We start from the raw sequence: 16626 nt of genomic DNA on the forward strand, positions 1-16626 counted from the left end.
GAAGTCACGGATCCGGGGCTCGAGCGGTTGCGGAGCGGACGTGGTCCGGAGGGGTGTGCCTCGGTGGCGTTGGAGATCGAGCCGGCCGGCCTGGGACCCGGGCCGAGACCGGCGGCCGTGGCCACGGGGGCGATGGTGGCGACGTCGCACCCTGCGGTGACCGCCGCGGCGTTGGAGGTCCTCCGCGCAGGGGGCACGGCCATCGACGCGGCCCTGACAGCGATCCCGCTGCAGCAGGTGCTCGAGCCGCAGCTGTCGACCATCGCCGGCGGGTTCGGGATGCTGATCTGGGACGGGCGACGCAGCCGGAGCACCTATCTCCAGGCTGGCCCCGACCGTCCTCGGGGCTCGGCCTCCACCGCCGGGCTCCCGGTGACCTCAGGAGCGCGCGTCGCCGTGCCGGGAACTGTGGCGGGGCTGGCCGCAGCGGCGGAGCGCCTGGGGACGCGCCCGTGGGCCAGCTACTTCGAGCCGGCGGTGCGGGCTGCTGACGAGGGCTTCGTCATGTACGGCCAGCTCGCCACGGCCATGGCCGCGGCCCGGACCCACCTGGTCAGCCATCCCTCCGGGGAGCAGCGCTACACACCGGACGGCTACCTGCCGCGGGTGGGGCAGCTGTTCCGGCAGCCCGCGTTGGCGGCCACGTTGGCTCGGATCGCCGCGCCCGACGGGGCGGAGTGGTTCCAGCGCGGCGCCTTCGCCGAGCACTTCGTCGAGTCGGTGGTCAGCTCCGGCGGAGTGATGAGCAGGGCCGACCTGGCCGCCTACGCCCCGCGCTGGGAGGAGCCGCTGGCGTACTCCTTCGACGGCCACGACCTGGTGGGACCCCCGCTACCCGACACGGGCGGGCTGTTCTGCGCCATCGCCCTCGGGCTCGCGGAGCGACTCGCCATCACCGACCTCGGGTGGTGGTTCCACTCCCCGCGAGCGATCGCCCTGGTGAGCCGGGTACTGGCCGAGGCCGAAGCCCTCACCTGGCGCTTCGGCGCCGACCCGTACGCGGTCGACGTACCCGTCGAGCTGCTGCTGTCCTCGAGCCATCTGGACGCCGTGGCCGGCCTCATCGAGCAGACCACCGGCGGCGGCAGGACCGCGAAGGGCCACGCTCCACCGCCGGCGCGGACCGGACGAGGACCCGTCGGCAGCAACCAGCTGGTGGTGGTCGACCACGCCGGGAACTGGGTCTGCGTCCTGCACACGGGGTACGGCGGTTCGGACTTCGGCACCGGCCTGGTCGTGGACGGCGTCGGCGTCAACGCGGCGGGCGACTTCCCCGGCCTGAGCGAGGGGCCAGGTCGTCGGGTCATCGCCCCGCTGGCCTCCACCATGGTGCTCGACGACGGTCGACCGGAGTTGGCGCTCGGCACCCCCGGCCTCCCACCGCCGTGCATCACGCTGGTGCTCCTCAACCTCCTCGGTCACCGGATGGCCCTGCAGGCTGCGGTCGAGGCGCCCCGCATCGTCGTCGACGTGGACGGGGCCGGGCCGCCGCAGGTCTGGCGGCGCACCTCGATCGCGGCTGAGGCGCCGATCCCCTCCACGACGCTCTCCGACCCGGCGGGCCACGACCTGGAGGTGCGCTCGCTGGGCGCCCACCATCCGAGCACCGGCCGGGTGCAGGCGGTCCTGCGTGACCATGGCGGCCGGTTGCTCGGGGTCACCGACTCGCGCGGCAGCGGTCTTGCCGCCGGCACTCCTGACCCGGCCTCGAGCCGACCGGGACCTGAGGGCCCGGTGACTGCTTGATCTCGGTCGAGCGGCGGTGGCCGAGGCGGCGGTGGTGGGGTCCCGACGGCGGGGCTGGGTCGGTGTGCGTCCTGCGCAGCGGCCGGCGACGGCGCAGCACGGTCCGGCTGGGCGACCGTCGGCGTTCTCCGGCCCGATGAGGTTGCTCTGACCTCCGGTGCCTGGAAACGGGCACACCCACCGGCCGGCACCCGAGGGCTGGGACCTCGAGGCACCGTTCCACTTCGTCGACGGCGTCGAGGCCGCCGTGGCCAAGGCGCAGGAGCTCGGGTGACCGCGTGGTCGAGGGCGCCGCCGGCGACGTCGGTGGCCAGGTGCTGGCCGCGGGACTGGTCGACGAGGTGCGCACGGACGTCGTTCCCGTGGTGCTCGGGTCCGGCAAGCGCTACTTCGGGTCGGTCCACGCGCACCATCGGCTGGAGGACCCGGACGCGGTGATCCAGGGCGACCGGGTGCTCCACCTGCGCTACCCGGTGCGCCGCTGACCGCCCCCTCCGGCCCGCTCACCTCCACACCACTGCTCCGACGCGCGTCGGGCCGGCAGGTCACCGCGATGACCCCGGAGCGCCGTCGGGTGGTCACCTCTCAGCTGAGCGCGGCCCTGACGCAGTGCGTCCGGTACGGGAGGTCGACCGTGTCGACGTCGGGGAACCGGGCACCGAGGAACGCCGCCACCTCACCGTCGATCTGCGCCCGCTCCGCCGTCGAGGCGCTCCCGTAGTCGCTACACGTGGTGCAGCTGGCGGCTCAGGTGGACGAGCTGCGCGCCGGCGGCAGCCGGGTCGAGGCGGTCCTCCCGGACAGCGGCTCCGAGCACCTGTTCGGCAAGAACGCGATGGACCTGTCGCTGCGCCGTCCGCTGCCCGGGCCGGTCACGCGCGCGGGACGGTGCTGGGTGAGCGGCTGGCGACGTTCTGGCGCTGACCCGGACCGTGCGAGCGGCTCGGTGTGTGACGATCACCCGGTGACTGCGGTTGAGCGCCCCTCGATGCCGTCGGAGCCCGCGCTGGAGATGCTGTGGGAGGCCGCTGACCCCCGTGACGCGCTCATGACGCGGTTCGGCTTCCCCGCCGGGGCCGCGGCGGGACGCTGGGTGGCCACCGCCCTGGCCGAGCGCTGGGGCGTCCGCGTCGACTCCTGCGAGCGCATCGTGATGAGCGGTCACAACGCGCTGGCCTGGGTCGGCACACCCGGCGCCCGCCTGATCGCCAAGTGGTCGGTCGTCCCCGAGCGCTTCCCGCGCCTGGCGGGCCTGGCGCGGCTGCTGGTCTGGCTGGAGGGCCGGGGCCTGCCGGTCAGCGCGCCCGTCGCGACGCCGGAGGGCCACCACCAGGTCGAGCTCGACGGCGCGTCGGTCGGTGTCCAGCGGGAGGTCGCGGGCGATCTCCTGGACACGACGGACGAGCGCGAGGTGCGTGCCGCCGGCGCGGTCCTGGCCCGCCTGCACGCTGCTCTCGCCGTCTACCCCGAGGCCGACCGGATTCCCGGCGTCGCCGGGCGGTCGGCCGGGTTGACGGACGAGCTCACCGGCTGGCTCGACGCCGTCCCGGATCATGTACCGGCCGCGGCGCGGGACGCCCTGCGTCGACTGGTCGCCGAGGCCCCCGGGGAGCCGTTGCCCGTGCAGCTCGTGCACGGTGACTTTCGGTCCGCGAACGTCCTCTGCGTCGGTCCTGCGGTGGCGGCCGTCCTCGACTTCGAGGAAGCCCGGCTCGATCACCGCGTCGTCGAGCTCGCGCGATCGGCGGTCCTGCTCGGCACCCGCTTCCGGGACTGGGGACCGGTCTCAGCCGAGGTCCGCACCTGGTTCCTCGACGGCTACGCGTCCGTGAGCCCGCTGACCCCGACCGAGGCGGCCTGGTGGGACGCTCTCGTCGCCTGGCACTCCGTGGCGATGATGCCGCGCGACGGGGATCCCACGGGGTGGGGGCCCGCGGCCCTGGCCCAGCTGTCGGAGCCGTGGTCCCAGCTCAGCTCGTGAGGACGACCGCCGACCCGTCGTGGTCGGGTTCGAACACCGGCCGCCCCGGACCACCAGCTCCGGGCGGCGCCGGAGCCGGCGACCGGGCGGAGCCGTTCCCCCGAAGGCGGCGACGGTGTCTGCCTACACGGTCGCCACGCTCCGGCTCGGCCGGATGTTCTGGTTGAGGTGGAAGACGTTCGCCGGGTCGACGGCGTCCTTCAGCGCCGTCAGCCGGTCCAGGACGGCAGCGGGGTAGGCGCGGCTCACGCCGGACTCCCCGTCGTCACTGAGGGCGTTCACGTAGGCCCCATGCGCGAACGGCGCGATGCGACCAGCACACGCCCGCACCGTCGCCATCCGGTCCGCATCCTGCGCGGGGTCGGTCCAACGGGCGGCACCCATGTACTCGAAGGCCGTCCCGCGGTGCGCGAAAGCCGTCGCGTCCGCCGGGACGTCGGCGATCGCCCCACCGTGCGTCTGCAGGCTCGCCCCCATCGAGGGGTCGTGCGCCAGCAGCGCCTCGATCGCCGCGTCGGGCAGGCCGGGGAGGTAGTGGCCCTTCCAGTACCGCCGGAGGGCGTGGCCCTGCGGGGTGTCGCCGCACCGCTGGAGGTCGACGTACGTCTGCTCGACCACGCGCCGCTCCACGGGTGCGCCGAGGACCTCCAGGCTCCGGGCGAGCTCGCGGCCCCCGTCCGGGTCGCCGACCCAGACGAAGCCGAGGGTCGCGATGCCGCCCGAGATCGCGGCCGTGTAGGTCGCACGGCGCGGTCCGGCCAGGGCCAGGTCCCGCCAGCACGCCAGCGCCGGAGCGGCGTCCGCCGTCGGGAAGTCCAGCTCGACGGTCAGCGACCGGGTGCCGGTGGCGTGCAGCCGGAACTCGAACTCCGTCACCACGCCGAAGTTCCCGCCACCGCCGCGCAGGCCCCAGAAGAGCTCCGGGTTCTCCGCCGGCGACGCGCGCACCACCTCCCCGGCTGCCGTGACGATCTCGAAGGAGAGCACGTTGTCGCAGGCCAGCCCGTGCTGGCGGGCGAGCCAGCCCATGCCGCCACCCAGCGTGAGACCACCGACGCCGGTGTGCGACACGTTGCCGGCGGTCGTGGCCAGCCCGTGCTGCTGGGTGGCCGCGTCCAGCGCCCCCAGCAGGGCGCCACCCTGCACCCGGGCCCGCCGCCGCCCCGGGTCGACCCGGACCCCGCCCATCGGCGTCAGGTCGATCATCAGCCCGCCGTCCGGCACGGCGTGCCCGGCCACACCGTGGCCGCCACACCGCACGCCGACCTCCAGACCGTCCCGCCGGGCCAGGTCGAGCGCGGACACCACGTCGGCCGTCTCACGGCAGCGGGCGATCAGCGCCGGACGGCGGTCGATCATCGCGTTCCAGACCCGGCGCGCGCCGTCGTAGGCCGGGTCACCCGGTCGCAGGATCTCCATCGTCCGCATGCCGCAGGTCCTCTCCCTCGATGCACCGACGACAGACAGACCACGCGTCCTCGGCGGACTCATCGGCCCCTCAGCCGCTACGCGGCGTCGTCGTGGACCGCCGCGGCTGGACGGTCTCCGTGTGCGGGTCGGATGCTGACGGGGAGGGTCGGCGACGAGGTGGCGGTGGCCGAGCGCCGCTCAGGCAGCCGCCGACGATCGGCTGACCGGCTGCGCGAGGCGGCCTCGTGGCTGGTGGTCTCGGCCCCTGCCCGGACGGCTGGCGTCTGCCGCGGGCCCTGGGGTTCGTGCTCGTCCCGGTCCTCCCGGACCGCTGGTCCTCCCTGCCCACGGGGTGAGCCCGAGCAGGCGACACCCCACCGCACGGGTCACCGGTGGCGGGGCAGCCCCCCTTGGCCCCGGGTGGACACCACGACCGACGGCACGGCCCGCCGGCCAGCCCGATGAGTCCCGGCGCTGCCCGCGGTCCAACCGTCGACCGCCGCGTCAGGAGGAGGAGCCGATGGGCGACGAGCAGGAGATCCGCGAGCTGATCGAGCGGTGGGCGGTCGCCGTCCACGCCGGTGACCTGGAGACGGTGCTCGCCGACCACGCACCCGACATCGTGATGTTCGACGTCCCGCCGCCGCACCGCGGCGTCCGCGGGATCGAGGCCTACCGCGAGACCTGGCCGGGCTTCTTCGCGTGGCAGGACGCCGGGGCGGTCTTCGAGATCGACACGCTGGAGGTGACCGTCGCCGCCGACGTGGCGTTCGCCTGGGCCCTGCTGCGGTGCGGCACGGCGACGGAGCTCGAACGTGAACCCGACGCCCGGCACCGCCTCACCCTCGGTCTGCGCCAGGTCGGCAGCCGGTGGACCGTCACGCACGAGCACCACTCCTTCGCCGACACGAGCGCCCCCGCGGACGAGGCGGCGGCCGAGCCCTGAGGAGGCGACCGGCCCTCGACTCGAACGGAGGTCCTCGATCCAGCTGGTCACCCGGAGGGCCTACCGCGGAGCGACCCGACTGGTCATCGCGTCGAGGGTCGGCCACGGCGGGCCCGCACGCAGCGAGCGGAGGAACTCCTGCCCCCACCGCCGCCGGTCCGGGAACTCGTCCCCCACCCTCCACCGCCACGCGGCGACCATCGCGAGGACGAGCTGCCGGCAGTCGTCCACGAGCTCGTGGTCGACGTCCCGGTAGTGCTCGCAGACGGCCGCGGGGACGTGGGCGAGGTCGAACTCGACGGGTCCACGGCAGAGCGTCTCGAAGTCGATGAACAGCGCCCCGTCGGTCGTGCCGAGCAGGTTGCCCGGGTGCGGTTCACCGTGGAGCAGCTGCTCCACGGCTCCCCGGTCCTCGATCCGCCGGCGCACGGTGCTGAGCGTCCCGCCGAGGAACGCCCGGTCGGCGTCGCCGAGCTCCGGCGACAGACCCGGGTCGGCGGCGATCTCTTCGGCCTCCGCGATCCGGTCCGTGAACCGCGGGCTCGCCAGGTCCACCTGGCGCAGGCCGGCGTGCAGCCGCTCCAGGGCCCGGGCGTAGTCAGGGGCGGGGACGTGGGTGGCAACGGGCTCGTGGTAGTCCCACAGCGTCACGTCGAAGCCGTCGCGGGTGCGCACCGTCGGGTCCACGCGAGGCTCGGGGACGCCCACCGGGCATCCTGCCCCGGCGAGCCGGCGGGCGCGCTCCAGCTCGAGCTGTGCGGCGACCTCGCCGGCGTGGGTGACCCGGGCGACGACGTCGCAGGGCGTCAGCCGCAGCGTCAGCTTGTTCGAGTTGTGCAGGACGAGGGCGTCGTCGGCGCGCAGGTCGAGCTCCGACGCCACGGCGGTCGCCGCCCTGGTCGCGCGGGCCACGTCCGACGTCTGCATCCCCCCACCCTAGGCAGGAGGCTCGCGGGACTCGCGAGGCGCGGTCACTCGCCAGATCGGGGGGTGGGCCTGGGCCCACGACCGCTGGTGGAGTACTGCCCGGGCCGTGGAGCGTCAGAGCGGCTTCCGCCCCGTCGGGTCGACCCCAGCCAGCATCATGCCCTGGCCCAGGGAGTGGTCGTGGGAACGGGTCAGGGGTCGATCGGCCGGGTCGCGGTACTGGACGAGCCAGGTGGTGCGCGCTTCCGTGCTCACGTTCACCCCGGACCCGTGGATGGTCAGGTAGCTGAAGAAGATGACGTCCCCGGCCTCGGCGGGGACGGCCGTGGCCGAGTCGAACGGGACGTCGGGCAGGTGGAAGCTGCCCTCGGGGTCGTGCTCGCGGGGCCCGCCGTGGTGGCTGCCGGGCACGACGCGGATGCAGCCCTTCTCCACCGGCGCGTCGTCGAGGTGGAAGATCGCGGCCCCCACCCGGTGCTCGGTGTGCGGGAAGAAGGGATGGTCCTGGTGCAGGGGAAAGGGGGAGCCGTTCTCCGGTGGCTTGACGAACAGCTTGGTGTGGTGGAGCTGCACGTTCGGCGTCCCCAGCACCGCGGCGACGACGTCGGTGAACCGCGGGTCCACCAGCAGCCGGGAGTAGGCCGCGGAGTAGAACTGCGCGTCGTGCAGATGCTGCAGCCTGGTCGCTGCTCCCCCGGACACGCCGGCCGCCGATCCCCAGGTCGGGTCGTCCTGCACCGCGAGGGAGGCCAGCAGGCGATGGGTCTCCTGCCGGAGCTCGGCGGCCTCCTCCTTCGAGAGCAGCCCCCGGACCAGGACGAACCCCTGGTCGGCGTACGCCTGTGCGTGGTCGGCCAGGTCGGAGGGCAGGGGCCGCTGGGCGACCGCCGTCGTGGACTGGGAGCTCATCGTCGATTCCGTCCCGTTCTGGAGCTGGTGGTGGCTGGTCGGACGGCCTGGCTCGGCCCTTCCTCGTCCACGATCCAACCGGTTGCCGGGGCCCGGATCAAGGTCCGGTCCGGATCGGGCCGGACCGCCTCAGTCCTGGGCTCCCCCGTCGCGGCGCTGCCGACGTGCGCGCGCGCGAGCATGGGCCGACCGGACCAGGGTGAGGGCCCGCTCCCCGGCGCGCTCCCCGGGGTTGGTGACGGCCACCCAGCCGAGGTCCCCGTAGACCGGGTGGGCGACCAGGGTGTCGGGTGCCCCGGCCTCGGGCACCCGGTCGGCGTCCTGGCCGAGCACCGTCGCCATCGCGTCCCGGCCGACGGCGATGTTCAGCCGGAAGGTGCCCGGGCGGTCGAGCCACGGGGCCTCCTCGTCGGGGTAGGCCTTGGTCACGACGGTGGCGAAGGGTTGGCCGTTCGGCACCTGGCCGTCCGGTGCGTAGTAGAAGAACGCGTCACCCCAGCTGATCTCCGGTGAGCCGTCCCCTGGCTGCGGGCGCAGGGTGAGCACGCCCTCGAGTGCGGCCACCTGGTCGATGACCTCGTCGACGTCCATGGGACCCAGCGTGACATCCTTCGGCTCGGGCGGTGGAGCTCCTGGCTCGTGCCCGGCGGGTCTGCCGCGTCCGCTGTCCACCGACCCACCGACCAGGAGGACGCGTCGTGACCACCCCGTTCGCCCGCCGGACCAGCCGGGTGCAGCCCTCGGCCATCCGCGAGCTGCTGCGCCTGGGCGACGACCCGAGCGTCATCTCCTTCGGCGGCGGCTACCCCGACCCGGCCCACTTCCCGACCGCGGAGCTCACCTCGATCTTCACCGATGTCCTGGCCTCAGGGGCGAGGACGCTGCAGTACACCGCCTCCGTCGGGCTCCCGCGGCTCCGCGAGCAGATCGCCGCCCGGATGACCCGCGACGGAACGCCCTGCACCGCCGACGACGTCGTCATCACCCACGGCGGCCAGCAGGGCCTCGACCTGACCGGCAAGCTGATGATCGACCCCGGCGACGTCATCGCCACCGAGAACCCGACCTTCCTGGGCGCGCTGCTGGCCTTCAACCCCTACGAGCCGGACTACGCGGCCGTCCGCACCGACGACGACGGGCTCGACCCCGCCCACCTCGACGAGGTCCTCACCCGCCACCCGCGAGCCAAGCTGGTCTACACGGTCCCCGACTTCCAGAACCCGACCGGGGTCAGCCTCTCCCTCGAACGCCGTCACCAGCTGATCGACGTCGCCAACCGCCACGACGTGGTCGTGCTCGAGGACTCCCCCTACCGCGACCTCCGGTTCGACGGCGACCGCCTGCCCACCCTGGCCAGCCTCGACACCGAGGGACGCGTCATCCACCTCGGGAGCTTCTCGAAGATCCTCGCCCCCGGCCTGCGCCTCGGCTGGATGATGGCACCCGGGCCCCTGCTCGACCGGCTCGCCCTGCTCAAGCTGGCCGCCGACACCCAGTCCAGCACCCTCAACATGGCCGCCGTGTCCACCTACCTGGAGCGCCACGACCTCGACGCCCAGATCGTCCGCGCCAACGCCTCCTACCGCCGCAAGCGTGACCTGACCCTCGCCACCCTGGACCGGCTGATGCCCGCCGACGTCACCTGCACCCGGCCGCGGGGTGGCCTGTTCACGTGGCTCACGTTCCCCGAGGGCTTCGACACCGGCGACTTCATGCGCGACACCCTTCTGCCGCGAGCGCGCGTCGCCTACGTGCCCGGGGCGACGTTCTTCCCCACCCGCCAGGAGCCCAACCACGCCCGGCTCAGCTACGCCACCCTGCCCGAGGAGACCCTCGTGCACGGGCTCGGCCTGCTCGCCCACCACTACGCCGCGGCGGCGCGGGCGGGCTGAGGACGCCTCGGGAGCCGTCCCCTCACGAGAAGGTGAGCCCGCTGTCCTCGCCGGCGAGGACCGCGTCCCGGTGCCGGTCGTAGTCCAGGTGGTCGAACAGCGAGGACCCCGCCCGCAGCTGCTCGGCCAGCGCGTCCTCGCGGTGCTGGATCGCCTCGGCCCGCTCGACCACCGCCGCCATCGCCTCGACCGACCCGACGACCACCCCGTCGTCATCGCCCACCACGAGGTCGCCCGGCTGCACCTCGACCGGCCCGATCCGCACCGGGACCTGCACCACGGGCGGCTTGCGGGCCCCGAACGCCGTCGGCGCGACACCCCGCGCGAAGACCGGGAAGCCCAGCTCCCGCAGGGCCCGGCTGTCGCGGCACAGGCCGTCCACCACCAGACCGGCCAGCCCTCGCCGCACCGCCTCCGTGCCGAAGAGCTCGCCCGCGACCGCGTGCTCGAGCGAGCCCGCCGCCACCACCAGCACGTCGCCCGGACCCGAGGAGCGCAACCCCTCGATCACCGACATCAGGTCCGCCCGTGCCTCCACCGTCACGGCGCGGCCGACGAACCGCAGCCCGGGACGCAGCGGCCGGATCGACCCCGGCAGCACCCCCGACGCCCCTCCCGCGTCCACCAACGACGTCGTGTCGACACGACCGAGCCGCTCCAGCAACGACGCCTCATCCGACCCGCTCACGGTCCTCCTCCTGGTCCCGGCCTGTCCGCTGACGGCTCACCACGACGAACCGTCTCACGCCTCCTCGTCCGTCGGTCCCGGCGCCGTCCCCACGGGCCGGAGTCCCCGTCGCGCGTCGGCCGGGCCGCGGCCGTGACGACGTAGCGCTCGTCCTCGACGGGCGCGCCCCAGTAGCGCGCGGCCGTGAGGGGCTCCAGGACGGGCGCGAGTCCCTGCTGGCGCAGGAGGTCGACGGTGAGCCGGCCCGGTAGACCCGCGCCCGTCGACCAGGGGCCCTCGACCAGGACCAGCCGGCCCCCGGGCCGCAGCAGCCGGACCCACGTCCGCAGCGCGGCGGCCGGGTCGGGCAGAGCCCACAGCACGTGCCGGCACAGCACGGCGTCGAACGTCGTCGGGGTGAGGGGCGGGGAGGCGGCGTCGCCGGCGAGGAACCGGACGCGGGCCCGTCCACGCGCCTTCGAGCGGGCGATCTGCAGCATCGCTGCGGAGAAGTCGACGCCGACGACGTCGTGCCCGAGCTCCGACGCGAGGAGCGCGAGCGTCCCCGTGCCGCACCCGAGGCGACCAGGCGCGAGGGCGGCACCGGGAGGAGCCGGGTCAGGAGCGCGGCCCAGGCCGAGCGGGTCTCGGCGTCGCGCAACCCGTGGTCCGCCGCCTCGTCGAACGTGGCAGCGGCCTCGTCCCACACGTCCGCAGGGCCCTGGTCCACCGGGCGAGGGTAGCGGCCGGTAGCGATGCTGGCGACCGCGCTCAGAGCACCTCGAGCCACGGGTGACCGGGGTGCGCGAGGGTCACCGCCGCCCTCAGCCAGTCCCGGTCGCGCCGCTCCAGGAGGGGCGCCGCGGCGTCGAAGTCGGCCTGGTCCTGCGGCCGGAGCTGGTGGGCCTTGTGCAGCAGCTGGATCTCCGGCCGGAGGTAGGAGATGCCCTCCCGCGACCAGACGATGTCCGCCAGCGGCCGGCGGATGCGGCCGTCCCGCTTGAAGGTCCAGGTGGTCGCGGTGGCGGTCATCACGATGATGTCGTACTGCCACGGGTCGGCGCCGCTGGCCCGCGCCCACACGTTCTCGCAGCTGCCCGGGAGCTCGTCCGCGTCGAGGTCGGCGGGCAGCAGCGGTCGCAGCGAACCCTGGTCGGCGGCCCACAGGTCCAGCCGACCGCTGAGGTGACGACGCAGGAGGGCGAGCTCCGACCGGGGGACGCTGGGATCGAGGTCGCCGTGAGCGCGCCGGACGCCGGTGAAGGCCTCGATGGCCCACCCGCCGGCGATCCACCAGCGACCGGGGTAGCCGGCGAACAGCGCCGCAGCGTCGGACGGCGTCCTCGTGTCCCAGGGTCCGTACAGCCGCTCGATCTCGTCGTGGCTCAGGTCCTGGACGGGCACACGGGGACGCTACCGCGCGCCTCGCCGGGCAGCGAGGCGGTCGTGGTCCGGAGATCCACCCCTGACGCCCGATGAGTCCTCGTCGCCGCACGAGTCAGCACCCCTGCTGGTCCCACCCGATCGAGGAGCTCGTCGTGCCCCCACTGCTGCGCGTGCAGAACTTCACCGTCTCGTCCGATGGCTACGGCGCTGGCACCGGCCAGTCGCTGGAGCACCCCTTCGGCCACGCCGACCCGGGCGAGCTGATGGCCTGGGCGGGGGCCACCGCGAGCTGGTCGCACCGCACCGCACCGGGGGGCACCCGCGGGCTGGACGACCACCTCGTGCGCGACCTCGACCACAACATCGGCGCCGAGATCATGGGGCGCAACAAGTTCGGACCGCAGCGCGGGCCGTGGACGGACCACACGTGGCAGGGCTGGTGGGGTGACGAGCCGCCCTTCCACACCCCGGTCTTCGTGCTCACGCACCACCTGCGGCCGTCGTTCACGCTGGCGGACACCACGTTCCACTTCGTCGACGACGAGCCCGCCGAGGTGCTCACCCGGGCTCGCGCCGCCGCGGACGGCCGCGACGTCCGCCTCGGGGGCGGCGCACAGTCCATCCGTGCGTTCCTCGCGGCTGACCTGGTGGACACCCTGCACGTCGCCGTCTCCCCCGTGCGGCTCGGCTCGGGGACCCGGCTCTGGGAGAGCCCCGACGAGCTCGACGACCGGTTCCACCACGAAGCGGTCCCGAGCTCCAGCGGGGTCGTCCACCACCTGCTGTGGCGCCGCTGACCGGTGCGCGGGTGCGGTGCGGTCCGGACGGGTCGTCGGCTGCGGGCCGTCGGCACGGGGCGCTAGACCTGGGACTGGGCGCGGACCCGGGGCTGGGCGCGGACCCGGTCGACCACCTCGGACGCGACGTCCCAGATCGCCCGGTGCTGGCGCCGGGACTCCTGGGCGAGCTGCGCGATCGCCTCCTCGGCCGTGGTGCCCCCGGTGGCCATCAGGATGCCGCGGGCCTGCTCGATGACGGAGTGCGCCCGGATCGCCGACCGCATGTGCGCCGCCTCCTCCGCCGCCGAGGCGTGACGCGACGCGTTGGCGACCGCCACGGCCGCGAAGCCGGCGAAGGTCTCGGCGAGGGCGTGCGAGGCCGGGGAGAGCGGGCGGAGGCTCGCCGAGTACAGGTTCAGCGCCCCCGCCGTCCGGTGCGCGATCGGGAGCCCCACGGCCACCACCTGGGTGATGCCCACCCCGGCGGCGACCCGGCGGAACTCCGGGTACGGGCTGGCCGGGTCGGCGGTGTCGACGGCGATGGTGCTGCCCGTCACCGCGGCGTCCAGGCAGGGGCCGAAGGCCTCCTCGTACTGGCGCTGGTCGAGGTAGGACGCCAGGGACCCGGCGAACGCCGCCGTGGCGGGTGATCCGTCCTCGATCAGGGTCACCGACACCTCGGTGAGCTCCGGCACCACGCTCCAGGCCGCCGCCGTCACCCGCTGCAGCACCCGCGTCAGGGAAGCACGGTCCTCGACCTGCAGCATCGGGCCGAGCTCGGCGAGCACCCGCAGGGGCGTCGCCGGTCGCAGCGGCCCGGCCTGCGGAGCAGCCGGGGTCACTGGAGCGTCATGCATGGGTCGTCCTCACGCGGTCGTGCCTGCGCACCGAACCGCTGGCGGGCGGTGAGGCGCTCTGCGTGAGCCGCTTGTCTGACCCAAGGCCGATCGAGCAGCTGACCGGCGCACTACCGTCCCAGGACGGTCACAGGCCCTCACGATAAGGCCTGCGGTCGCGGGAGCGCTACCACGGCGCCACCGCAGCAACAAGGCTCGGACCCCGCAGATCGCCGACGGGGTCAGCGGTCGAGCGTCAGGAGCGGTCCTTGCGCTTCTCCCGCGCCCGCACCTCGACGTGCACCGGGGTGCCGACGAACCCGAACTCCTCGCGCAGCCGGCGCTCGACGAACCGGACGTAGCCCGGGTCGATCTGGCCGGAGGTGAACAGCACGAAGGTGGGCGGGCCGGCCTGCGCCTGGGTGCCGAACAGGATCCGCGGCTGCTTGCCACTGCGCACCGGGTGCGGGTGCGCGGCGACGATGCGGCCCAGGAACGCGTTGAGCTTGCCGGTCGAGATCCGGGTCTCCCAGCCGGCGAGCGCCTCCTGGATCGCCGGACCCAGCCGGTCGACGTGCCGGCCGGTGGTCGCCGAGATGTTGACGTGGGAGGCCCAGCCGAACTGGACGAGGTCGCGCTCGATCTCCCGGTCGAGGTAGCGGCGGCGCTCCTCGTCGGTGAGGTCCCACTTGTTGAAGGCGACGACGAGGCCGCGACCGGCCTCCTCGACGGAGGTGAGGATGCGCAGGTCCTGCTCGGTGACGGGCTCGCTCGCGTCGATGACGACGACGCAGACCTCGGCCCGCTCGATGGCGCCGTGGGTGCGCAGCGACGCGTAGTACTCGTGGCCGGACGCCTCCTTGACCCGTCGGCGGATCCCGGCGGTGTCGATGAAGTTGTAGACCGTGCCGTCCACCTCGACGAGCTCGTCGACCGGGTCGACGGTGGTGCCGGCGACGTTGTCGACGACGACCCGCTGCTGCCCGGAGACCTTGTTCAGCAGGCTCGACTTGCCGACGTTGGGCTTGCCGACGATCGCGATGCGGCGCGGACCGCGCTCGGTCTCGAGCACCTCGCGCGGCGCGTCCGGGATGGCGTCCAGGATCGCGTCGAGCAGGTCGCCGCTCCCCCGGCCGTGCAGGGCCGACACCGGGAACGGCTCACCGAGCCCGAGGTTCCACATGGACGCCGCCTCGGCCTCCGACCGCTGGTCGTCGACCTTGTTGGCGGCCAGCACGACGGGCTTGCCGCTGCGGCGGAGGATCTGCACGACGGCCTCGTCGACGTCCTGGGTGCCGACCGTCGCGTCGACGACGAAGAGCACGGCGTCGGCGGAGGCGATGGCCAGCTCGGCCTGCTCGGCGATCTGCGCCGCCATCCCCTTGGCGTCCGGAGCCCACCCGCCCGTGTCGACGAGGACGAACCGCTTGCCGTTCCAGTCCGCGTCGTAGGAGACGCGGTCCCGGGTGACGCCGGGGACGTCCTGGACGACGGCCTCGCGGCGGCCGATGATGCGGTTGACGAGGGTCGACTTGCCCACGTTCGGGCGGCCGACGACGGCCACCACCGGCAGGATCGGGGCCGCGTCGACGGTCTCGAGGTCGGTCATGTGCTCACTTCAGATCTGCGTCTCCCGACGCGTTGAGAACCCGGGACGAGCGCCGCGGAGGCCAGCTCAGCGCCGGGTGAGGTGCGATTTGGCCCTCGGGGGCCCTGGCAAGGGTAGTCCGGTCAGCGCCTGCGCGGCCACGACGTGCTCCGCGAGGTGCTGGCGGATGTGCTCGGTCCAGCGGCCGACCTCGGCGCGGCGCCGCGGCCACGGCTCTCGCGGCAGCGTGAACGGCGCCCCGTACACGATGTGGACCGGGCCGCCGCGCCGCGGCAGCTGGGCGTCGGTGTGGCCGGGTTCACGGGTGCCGAGCAGCGCGACCGGCACCAGCGGCGCCCCGGTGACCATGGCCAGGTAGGCGGCGCCGCGGTGCGCGTGGGCCACCTCGCCCCCGGTGCGCCGGCCCTCCGGGAACAGCAGCAGGACCTTGCCGGCGCGGAGGACCTGGACGGCCCGGTCGATGGCCCAGGTGTCGGGCTGGTGGCGGTGCACCGGGATCTGCCCGACGTAGGTCAGCAGGCGCCCCAGAGCGCCGTGGAACAGCTCCGTCTTGGCCACGGTGAAGGTCTGGCGGGGGGTGAAGGCGACCACGGCCGGCCCGTCGAGGAAGCCGAGGTGGTTGGCGACCAGGATCGCCGGGCCGCGGCGCGGCAGGTGCTGGCGACCGTGCACCCGGACGCGCCACCAGGTGCTGAGGACCAGCCTGACCGGGTGCCGGAGCAGGCGCAGCCCCCACTCCTTGGTGGGCGGCAGCTCGTCGGTGTGGGGCAGGTCGGGGCTGACCCCGGCGATCACGGTCGTGGCTCGGCCCCGGCCTGACCGGGCGCCAGCGCGCAGATGGCCTCGATCACCTGGGTCAGGTCGAGGTGGGTGGAGTCGACGACCGTGACCCCCGGTGCGGCGTCGTGGAAGCGGGCGACGGTGGAGTCGTCGGCGTCGCGGCGGATGACCTGGTCGGTGACCGCGGCCGCGTCCACCGCCGACCCCAGCTCGGCCTGCCGGCGGGCGACCCGGGCCGCCGGGTCGGCGACCAGCAGCACCCGCACCTGGGCGTCGGGCGCGACCACGGTGGTGATGTCGCGGCCCTCGGCGACGACGCCGGCGGGCGCGTCGGCGATCAGCTGCTGCTGCCGCGCCACCAGGTCCTTGCGCACGTCCAGGTTGGTGGCGACGGCGCTCACGGCGGCCGAGACCTCCGGCCTGCGGATCGCCTGCGTCACGTCGTGGCCGTTGACGGCGATCGTCGGCCGGGCCGGGTCGAGCGCGATGTCGAACACGGCGTCGCGGACCAGCTCGGCGACGGCGTCGGTGTCGCTCAGGTCCAGTCCCTCGTGCACGGCCAGCCAGGTGGCCGCCCGGTACATGGCGCCGGTGTCCAGGAAGGCGAGGCCGAGCCGGTCGGCCACTCCCCGGGCCGTGCTCGACTTGCCGGACCCGCTGGGACCGTCGATGGCGACCACGAGCCGCTCCCCGGAGGACGCGGCGGCGCGCGGACCTTGGACTCTGGTTACCTGTGACACGCCTGTCAGCGTACCGGG

General features: G+C 74.3%; 16 protein-coding genes and 1 pseudogene. 6 read left to right on the forward strand and 11 right to left on the reverse strand.

Annotated elements, in window-relative coordinates; genetic code table 11:
- Positions 1 to 63: 63 nt before the first annotated feature.
- The 3 genes and pseudogenes from BLT72_RS10790 to BLT72_RS10805 all read left to right on the forward strand — a co-directional run bounded on the left by BLT72_RS10790 (position 64) and on the right by BLT72_RS10805 (position 3727).
- A complete protein-coding gene (locus BLT72_RS10790; RefSeq protein WP_091412821.1) occupies positions 64 to 1746 on the forward strand; it encodes a gamma-glutamyltransferase family protein in 1683 nt (560 codons plus the stop codon).
- A gap of 175 nt (positions 1747 to 1921) precedes the next feature.
- A pseudogene (locus tag BLT72_RS10795) lies at positions 1922 to 2231 on the forward strand (dihydrofolate reductase family protein); the annotation flags it as partial.
- A 479-nt stretch (positions 2232 to 2710) separates the two neighbouring features.
- On the forward strand, positions 2711 to 3727 hold the full coding sequence (locus tag BLT72_RS10805) for a phosphotransferase (protein WP_231930507.1): 1017 nt from the start codon (positions 2711 to 2713) through the stop codon (positions 3725 to 3727).
- 123 nt (positions 3728 to 3850) lie between these two features.
- Here BLT72_RS10805 and BLT72_RS10810 read toward each other — a convergent pair whose 3' ends face one another.
- Positions 3851 to 5155, reverse strand: coding sequence for an FAD-binding oxidoreductase (locus tag BLT72_RS10810; protein WP_091412827.1), 1305 nt, complete (start codon positions 5153 to 5155; stop codon positions 3851 to 3853).
- Positions 5156 to 5657: 502 nt separating this feature from the next.
- Here BLT72_RS10810 and BLT72_RS10815 point away from each other — a divergent pair.
- Complete coding sequence (locus tag BLT72_RS10815; protein WP_091412829.1) at positions 5658 to 6083, forward strand: YybH family protein; 426 nt, start codon at positions 5658 to 5660, stop codon at positions 6081 to 6083.
- Between the two features lie 60 nt (positions 6084 to 6143).
- Here BLT72_RS10815 and BLT72_RS10820 read toward each other — a convergent pair whose 3' ends face one another.
- The 3 genes from BLT72_RS10820 to BLT72_RS10830 all read right to left on the reverse strand — a co-directional run bounded on the left by BLT72_RS10820 (position 6144) and on the right by BLT72_RS10830 (position 8510).
- Positions 6144 to 7010 carry a phosphotransferase enzyme family protein gene (locus tag BLT72_RS10820; RefSeq protein ID WP_091412831.1) on the reverse strand — a complete coding sequence of 289 codons (867 nt, stop codon included), beginning with the start codon at positions 7008 to 7010 and terminating at the stop codon, positions 6144 to 6146.
- A gap of 114 nt (positions 7011 to 7124) precedes the next feature.
- Entirely contained in the window at positions 7125 to 7919 is a 795-nt protein-coding gene (locus BLT72_RS10825) for a phytanoyl-CoA dioxygenase family protein (protein ID WP_091412833.1), read from the reverse strand.
- A gap of 129 nt (positions 7920 to 8048) precedes the next feature.
- Positions 8049 to 8510 carry a DUF6194 family protein gene (locus BLT72_RS10830; RefSeq protein WP_091412836.1) on the reverse strand — a complete coding sequence of 154 codons (462 nt, stop codon included), beginning with the start codon at positions 8508 to 8510 and terminating at the stop codon, positions 8049 to 8051.
- 107 nt (positions 8511 to 8617) lie between these two features.
- On the opposite strand from BLT72_RS10830, the gene BLT72_RS10835 reads away from it, so the two are divergent.
- Positions 8618 to 9811, forward strand: a complete 1194-nt coding sequence (locus BLT72_RS10835) for an aminotransferase-like domain-containing protein (RefSeq protein WP_091412838.1) — start codon at positions 8618 to 8620, stop codon at positions 9809 to 9811.
- A 22-nt stretch (positions 9812 to 9833) separates the two neighbouring features.
- Here the strand turns inward: BLT72_RS10835 and BLT72_RS23315 are convergent, their stop codons facing one another.
- From BLT72_RS23315 to BLT72_RS10850, 3 genes are all read right to left on the reverse strand, one after another.
- Positions 9834 to 10499: an RraA family protein gene (locus BLT72_RS23315; RefSeq protein WP_091412841.1), complete on the reverse strand. Its 666-nt coding sequence runs from the start codon at positions 10497 to 10499 to the stop codon at positions 9834 to 9836.
- Entirely contained in the window at positions 10496 to 11185 is a 690-nt protein-coding gene (locus BLT72_RS10845; RefSeq protein WP_197677277.1) for a class I SAM-dependent methyltransferase, read from the reverse strand. The genes BLT72_RS23315 and BLT72_RS10845 overlap by 4 nt, the downstream gene beginning before the upstream one ends.
- Before the next feature lie 64 nt (positions 11186 to 11249).
- Positions 11250 to 11882, reverse strand: coding sequence for a hypothetical protein (locus BLT72_RS10850; RefSeq protein WP_231930510.1), 633 nt, complete (start codon positions 11880 to 11882; stop codon positions 11250 to 11252).
- A 134-nt stretch (positions 11883 to 12016) separates the two neighbouring features.
- On the opposite strand from BLT72_RS10850, the gene BLT72_RS10855 reads away from it, so the two are divergent.
- Positions 12017 to 12661: a dihydrofolate reductase family protein gene (locus BLT72_RS10855; protein ID WP_091412843.1), complete on the forward strand. Its 645-nt coding sequence runs from the start codon at positions 12017 to 12019 to the stop codon at positions 12659 to 12661.
- 62 nt (positions 12662 to 12723) lie between these two features.
- Here the strand turns inward: BLT72_RS10855 and BLT72_RS10860 are convergent, their stop codons facing one another.
- The 4 genes from BLT72_RS10860 to cmk form a co-directional block, all read right to left on the reverse strand.
- The gene (locus BLT72_RS10860) at positions 12724 to 13500 is read right to left on the reverse strand and encodes a GAF and ANTAR domain-containing protein (RefSeq protein WP_157720428.1); all 777 of its coding nucleotides are present in this window, start codon (positions 13498 to 13500) and stop codon (positions 12724 to 12726) included.
- A gap of 235 nt (positions 13501 to 13735) precedes the next feature.
- Positions 13736 to 15088: a ribosome biogenesis GTPase Der gene (gene der, locus BLT72_RS10865; RefSeq protein WP_091412847.1), complete on the reverse strand. Its 1353-nt coding sequence runs from the start codon at positions 15086 to 15088 to the stop codon at positions 13736 to 13738.
- A gap of 66 nt (positions 15089 to 15154) precedes the next feature.
- Positions 15155 to 15883: a lysophospholipid acyltransferase family protein gene (locus BLT72_RS10870; RefSeq protein WP_157720430.1), complete on the reverse strand. Its 729-nt coding sequence runs from the start codon at positions 15881 to 15883 to the stop codon at positions 15155 to 15157.
- Positions 15880 to 16608, reverse strand: a complete 729-nt coding sequence (gene cmk / locus BLT72_RS10875) for a (d)CMP kinase (protein WP_091417197.1) — start codon at positions 16606 to 16608, stop codon at positions 15880 to 15882. The genes BLT72_RS10870 and cmk overlap by 4 nt, the downstream gene beginning before the upstream one ends.
- Between the last annotated feature and the right edge of the window lie 18 nt (positions 16609 to 16626).

The sequence above is a fragment of the Friedmanniella luteola genome, assembly GCF_900105065.1.
In the GTDB taxonomy this organism is placed as follows: Bacteria; Actinomycetota; Actinomycetes; order Propionibacteriales; family Propionibacteriaceae; genus Microlunatus; species Microlunatus luteolus.

Bases quoted from the DNA above. Each gene is read 5' to 3' on its own strand.
- BLT72_RS10810 (WP_091412827.1), bottom strand. From the start codon at position 5,155: ATGCGGACGATGGAGATCCTGCGACCGGGTGACCCGGCCTACGACGGC.
- BLT72_RS10815 (WP_091412829.1), top strand. From the start codon at position 5,658: ATGGGCGACGAGCAGGAGATCCGCGAGCTGATCGAGCGGTGGGCGGTC.
- BLT72_RS10820 (WP_091412831.1), bottom strand. From the start codon at position 7,010: ATGCAGACGTCGGACGTGGCCCGCGCGACCAGGGCGGCGACCGCCGTG.
- BLT72_RS10825 (WP_091412833.1), bottom strand. From the start codon at position 7,919: ATGAGCTCCCAGTCCACGACGGCGGTCGCCCAGCGGCCCCTGCCCTCC.
- BLT72_RS10830 (WP_091412836.1), bottom strand. From the start codon at position 8,510: ATGGACGTCGACGAGGTCATCGACCAGGTGGCCGCACTCGAGGGCGTG.
- BLT72_RS10860 (WP_157720428.1), bottom strand. From the start codon at position 13,500: ATGCATGACGCTCCAGTGACCCCGGCTGCTCCGCAGGCCGGGCCGCTG.
- der (WP_091412847.1), bottom strand. From the start codon at position 15,088: ATGACCGACCTCGAGACCGTCGACGCGGCCCCGATCCTGCCGGTGGTG.